General features: G+C 69.6%; 5 protein-coding genes and 1 pseudogene. 2 read left to right on the top strand and 4 right to left on the bottom strand.

From position 1 onward, the window contains the following. Nucleotides 1-73: 73 nt before the first annotated feature. The 4 genes and pseudogenes from FV223_RS19230 to FV223_RS30615 form a co-directional block, all read right to left on the bottom strand. A pseudogene (locus tag FV223_RS19230) lies at nucleotides 74-253 on the bottom strand (CsbD family protein); the annotation flags it as partial. 54 nt (nucleotides 254-307) lie between these two features. After that, nucleotides 308-469, bottom strand: coding sequence for a CsbD family protein (locus FV223_RS19235; RefSeq protein ID WP_147728511.1), 162 nt, complete (start codon nucleotides 467-469; stop codon nucleotides 308-310). Between the two features lie 94 nt (nucleotides 470-563). Continuing rightward, complete coding sequence (locus FV223_RS19240; RefSeq protein ID WP_147728512.1) at nucleotides 564-2,024, bottom strand: helix-turn-helix transcriptional regulator; 1,461 nt, start codon at nucleotides 2,022-2,024, stop codon at nucleotides 564-566. A gap of 141 nt (nucleotides 2,025-2,165) precedes the next feature. Next, nucleotides 2,166-2,318 carry a hypothetical protein gene (locus FV223_RS30615; RefSeq protein WP_187276182.1) on the bottom strand — a complete coding sequence of 51 codons (153 nt, stop codon included), beginning with the start codon at nucleotides 2,316-2,318 and terminating at the stop codon, nucleotides 2,166-2,168. Between the two features lie 504 nt (nucleotides 2,319-2,822). Between FV223_RS30615 and FV223_RS19245 the strand changes: the two genes are divergently transcribed. Next, nucleotides 2,823-3,494, top strand: a complete 672-nt coding sequence (locus FV223_RS19245; RefSeq protein WP_187274894.1) for a sigma-70 family RNA polymerase sigma factor — start codon at nucleotides 2,823-2,825, stop codon at nucleotides 3,492-3,494. A gap of 377 nt (nucleotides 3,495-3,871) precedes the next feature. Further along, nucleotides 3,872-5,267 (top strand): TAXI family TRAP transporter solute-binding subunit (locus FV223_RS19250; RefSeq protein WP_147728513.1); only part of this gene is annotated, 1,396 nt, incomplete at its 3' end.

Below are 5,267 nucleotides of genomic sequence, written 5' to 3' on the forward strand. Positions count from 1 at the left end.
TCCTGCAACGTTTTTAACTCAGGACACGGACATCATGGTTGATACGGATCGGGTCACGGGTGCCGCCAAGGAATTCGGCGGCGTCGCGCACGGTGTCCTTGGCCTGGCCGTAGAGGTTCTCGGCGGAGCCCTGCGCCTCGCGGGCGCGGCCCTCGACCGAGTCCCGCTTCGAGCCGGTGAGGTCGCCGACGGCGCCCTGCACCTTGCCGCCGAATTCCTTGGCGGCACCCGTGACCCGATCCGTATCAACCATGATGTCCGTGTCCTGAGTTAAAAACGTTGCAGGAGATGCGCAGTGTCGTCGATGCTACGTCTTGGGCCCGACGTTCGGTTTCACCGCATCACTCGGTAATTTCTGCTGAGCCTTGCCTTCGGTCTTGGCCTTTTCGTCGCCGATCAACTTGCCGATGGCTTCCTTGACCGAGCCCTTTATCTTTTCCGAAGCCTCGGATGACTTTTGTGCACTCATCGGTGTCTCCGCAGCGACCGAGACGAAGTTCGTTGCCTGAGATGGTCCGCCGATCCGGCGGGACAATGATGCAGACGTACCAGTCGGGCAGTCTTTATTTCTCGGTCGGCGACAGCGGGAACCCGTTGTCCCGCCCCCAGACGATGGCCTCCGTGCGCTTGTGGACGTTGAGCTTCCGGTAGAGCGACGCGGAATGGTTGCGCACCGTGTTCTTGGAGAGGTTGAGCCGCTTGGCGATCGCCTCGTCGCCCTGGCCCTGGCAGATCAGGTCGAGGATCTGGCGCTCCCGGACGGTGATGTTCGGGGCGATGCCGTCCTTGTGGCCGGTCCCCGGTCGCCGGAGGTTGGCGAGCTTCTCGATCAGGCCGCGGCTGAACCAGGAGGTGTCGGCCATCACCGCCTCGACCGCGTCGAACATGTCCCGCTCGCTGCGCTTGCGGTCGGTGATGTCCTGCAGGACGAGCAGGGCGAAGACGGCGTCCCCGATCTCGACGCGCTCGGCCGAGGCGAGGCAATCGAGGTTCGTCCCGTCCTCGTGGCGCAGGCAGACCTCCAGACCGAGCACGAAGCCGGTGCGCAACAGGGCGGTCTCGAACTTGGACCGCGCCGCATCGTGGACCCACAGGCCGAACTCGGCGGGCGAGCGTCCCAGGACGGCGTCGGCGGCGTAGCCGAAGACGCGCGCGAAGGCGTCGTTCACGCCGGTGATCCCGAAGCCGTCGGCGCGCGCGAGCAGGGTCGGCACCGGCGTCAGCCGGAACGCCTTGGCGAAGCGCTCCTCGCTCTGGCGCAGCGCCGTCTCGGCCTTCTTGCGCAGCTCGAGGTCGGCGAAGGTGAACAGCATGCATGGCTCGTCGCCCAGCTCCATCGGCTGGCCGGCGACGATGACGAACCGTGTGCCGCCGTCCGGCAGGTCGAGGCACGCCTCCATCTGCGGGATCGTGGCGCCGGCGTTGAGCCGGTTGACCGCCAGGTCGCGGTTGCGCGCGCCGGCGAGCACGTCGACCTCGTAGACGCTGCGACCGATCACAGCATCGCGGGTGTAGCCGGTCATCTCGAGGAAGCCGGTGTTGACCTTGACGTGACGCAGGTCGGACAGGCGGCAGATCACCGCCGGGGCCGGGTTGGCGTTGAAGGTGGTCTCGAAGCGATCCTCGGCCTCGAACTGCTCCGAAACGTCCTTGAGGATCAGCGCGAGGCAGCTCGGCGTGCCCGCGTGGTCGGTCGCCACGAGGCTGCGCAGGGAATGGACGAAGTCGACACCGGGCCGGTCGGTGCGCTTCACGTCGACGATGACGTCGTGGAAGCGCTCTCCGGAAACGACCCGCTCCATCGGATACTGGTTCGGGGTGTGGTTGTTGCGGTAGCGCAGGGCGAAGCGCTCGCGGTAGATCTCCACCGTCTCGCCGAGCTCGCCGAGGGATTCGGCGCCGTGCATGGCAAGCGCTGCCGCGTTGGCGTAGGCGATGGTCTGGTCGGGCTCGACCAGGATCACCCCTTCGCTGAGGCCGGCGACGATCTGCCGGAGCTCGTGCCTGTCGACGCCCGCAACCACCCTGCCCACCTTCTCGACCGCAAGAAAACCGAAGCGCGAAACAGCGCCGTCCGCCCGCGGTTCCAGGATTTGTTTTCGGGCGAACTGGTACAGTCGGACGCCTGTGCTGGATGCGCGCCGCCAGCCGCCCCGCCTCATCCTTCAAGGCGTCGCCTGGACGACCGCCTCGACCGGTCGGCCGCGCCTCTCGTCCTTCTCGGCCATCGTCGCGTCTTCGCCCGGCCGCACGAAGATCTGCCCGGGATCGATCAGGCCGGGATCGCGGATCTGGCTCCGGTTGGCGTCGTCGATCACCGCGTACCAGTCGCCCGCGCCGTAGGTGCGCCGGCCGATCTTCCACAGGCCGTCGCCGCGACCTGATCGAGCCGGACCGTGCAGGCCCCCGGCTCGACGCCGCGCCCGCGGCCCGATCCCGACAAGCAGGCCGATGAGCGAAAGCCAGGCCGCGTCCCTGCACCGCGGTCCTCGACGCCGGCCGGCAACGTCAGAACGCGACGAACAGGAGCGGCATGCAAACCGATCGGCAGGCCGCACCATGCCCCGTGGGCGCCGTCGTCGGCGCTCGGCTGTCCCGGCGAACGCGTGCGCCAGGGGCATCGGCGTCGGCGTCGCCCGCGGTCCGAGCGATGCCCGGGACGACGTCGCGATGCCGGGGTTCCGCGGCCGGGCTCAGCGTGAACTGGTATAGCCGGATCATTGACGTGAACGTGATCGATCATCCAGAACCCGGGGCACGAGCCGGACCGTAGAGGGGCAGGCAAAGCGACTTCCTCTACGAACAAAGGACGCCCCCTCCTCATGCACATCAGTACTGCGTCCGAAGAACTCTCGCCGAACGAGGGGTTGCCCCGTCATGTCCAGGACATGATCGGCCGGCGACTGGACGAGCTCTTCCCAGCGGTCGCCGACGCCGACCCCGAGACGAGGCTCGGCCAGGTCCTGCTTCGGCTCAGGGCCGCCCTGCTGGACGCCCAGGCGGAACGGCAGGTCTCGAAGGCGTTCAGCGACAGCCTGATCGCGGCGGTGCCGCGCCTGCGCCGCTTCGCGATGATGCGCACCCGGAGCGCGGCCGAGGCCGACGACCTGGTCCAGGCGACGCTGCTGAAGGCGTGGGAGCACCGCTCCCGCTTCCAGGCCGGCACGAACCTCGTCGCCTGGCTGTTCACGATCCTGCGCAATGCGCACATCAACCAGGGCAAGCGCTACCGGCGCGAGGTCCGCGACGTCGACGGCGCCTTCGCCGCGGCGCTGACGTCGCCGGCCGAGCAGGAGCATCGGATCGGGCTGATCGAGCTGCAGACCGCCCTGGCCGAGCTCCCCGTCGAGCAGCGCGAGACCCTGCTCCTCGTGGTGCTGGAGGGCCTGCCCTACGAGGAAGCGGCCCTCGTCCTCGGGTGCCAGCCGGGCACGGTGAAGAGCCGGGTCAGCCGGGCGCGCGAGCGCCTTTCGCAGATCCTGGGCATCGCGTGAGGGATGCGGCGGCCGAGGGAGCGCGCGAGCCGACGGCCCCGTTCGATCCGACAGCCGCCTCCACGCAGGACCGGGCGGGCGTCGACGGCGACCTCGCGCAAAGTGCGCCCGCGTTGCGAGAAGCCTTCTGAAAGCGGTCGCCCTCGTCTACGGCGGCGCCGCGTTCGGGTTCGGGTTCGGCACGGCGTGCGATCCGTCAGGCCCCCCGGCAAGCAGGCATCGTGACCGTCGGAAGCTCGCGGATCCGCCGCGAGCCCCGACGCCGCTTCACGTTTTCTCGATCTGACCACATCGTCCGTTCCGCGGCGGAGCCGATGCCGCCCCCGGTCGTTCAGGCGATCGGGGCATTCTCCGTTTCCCGTGGATCGATCGCGACGATGCCGAAGGCTCCGCCATGGCTGCTCACGCGCGGCACGCTCGCCGTGTCGGCCATCGCCGTCCTCCTCGCGGCCGCCGCGCTCGCGATCTACCTCGCCCAGGCGACCACGCTGGTCATCGCGGTCGCCCCGCGGGACGGCACCGAGCCCGGGCTGATCAAGGCCTATGCCGACGCCCTCGACGCCGGCGGCGAGAACGTCCGCCTCAAGATCATCCCGTTCGACGACGTCCGCGAGAGCGCTGCGGCGCTCCAGGACGGGCGCGCCGACCTTGCCGTGGTCCGGCCCGACGTCGACCTGCCGACCAACGGCCTGACCCTCGCGATCCTGCGGGACCAGGCCATGATCATCGTCTCGCCGGAGGCGGCCGGGATCGACGACTTCCCCAAGCTCGGCGGCAGGCGCCTCGGCATCGCCGCGCACAAGGACGCCGACTTCTCCCTGCTGAAGAGCCTCCTCGGCTATTACGGCCTCACCCTGGAGACCGAGGTCGCCGGGGCGAAGGTCCCGGCCCATTCCGTCCTGCTCGTCCCGGTCGAGGCGACCGAGGTCGGCACGGCCGTCCAGGCCAGGAAGGTCGACGCGATCGTCAGCATCATCGCCCCGTCGGCGCCGAAGGCCTTGGCCCTCGTCGAGGCGGTGAAGGCCGTCAGCAAGGGCGGCAAGGTCAACTTCGTCGGCGTGCCCGACGACGCCGCCCTCATCGAGCGCTTCCCGCGCCTGCAGGCCGTCACGGTCCCCGGGGGATTGTTCGGCGGCAAGCCCAAGCTGCCGGGCGACGACGTCAAGACGGTCGGCGCCTCGTACCGGCTGATGGCCCGAGCCTCCCTGAGCCGGGTGGTCGCGGCCGACGTGACCCAGCACCTGTTCGAGCTGCGCACCGCCGCGGCCAAGACCAGCGACGCGGCCGAGTACGTGCTGGCGCCGGCCTACGACACGACGGTCGCGGCCACGAGCGCGCGAATCCCGATCCATCCCGGCGCGATCGACTATTACGAGCGCGAGCAGCACAGCTTCGTCGACCGCTACGGCGACACCCTCTACCTGCTGGCGGCCCTGGCCGGCGGCCTGTTCTCGGCCGTGGCCTGGCTCCGCCAGCGGTTGGCCGGCCTGCGCCGCGAACGGATCGATGAGGTGACGGATCGGCTGCTGGCGATCATCGACGAGGCCCCGACCCTGCGCGACCCGGCCGCCATCGAGGCCCTGAACAGGGAGATCGACCGGCTCGCGACGGACGTGGTCCGCTACGCCCGCGAGCGCGCGCCGGAGATGCGGACCATGGCCGCCGTCGGCATCGCCATCGAGACCGCCAAGGCGACCGTGGCCGATGCCCGCAACGCGGTGTCCGGAGGCGACGCCCCCGGCAGCAAGCCGCCCTTCAGGCCGAGGCTTCACC

Origin of the sequence: Methylobacterium sp. WL116 (assembly GCF_008039455.1) — a bacterium.
Taxonomy (GTDB): domain Bacteria; phylum Pseudomonadota; class Alphaproteobacteria; order Rhizobiales; family Beijerinckiaceae; genus Methylobacterium.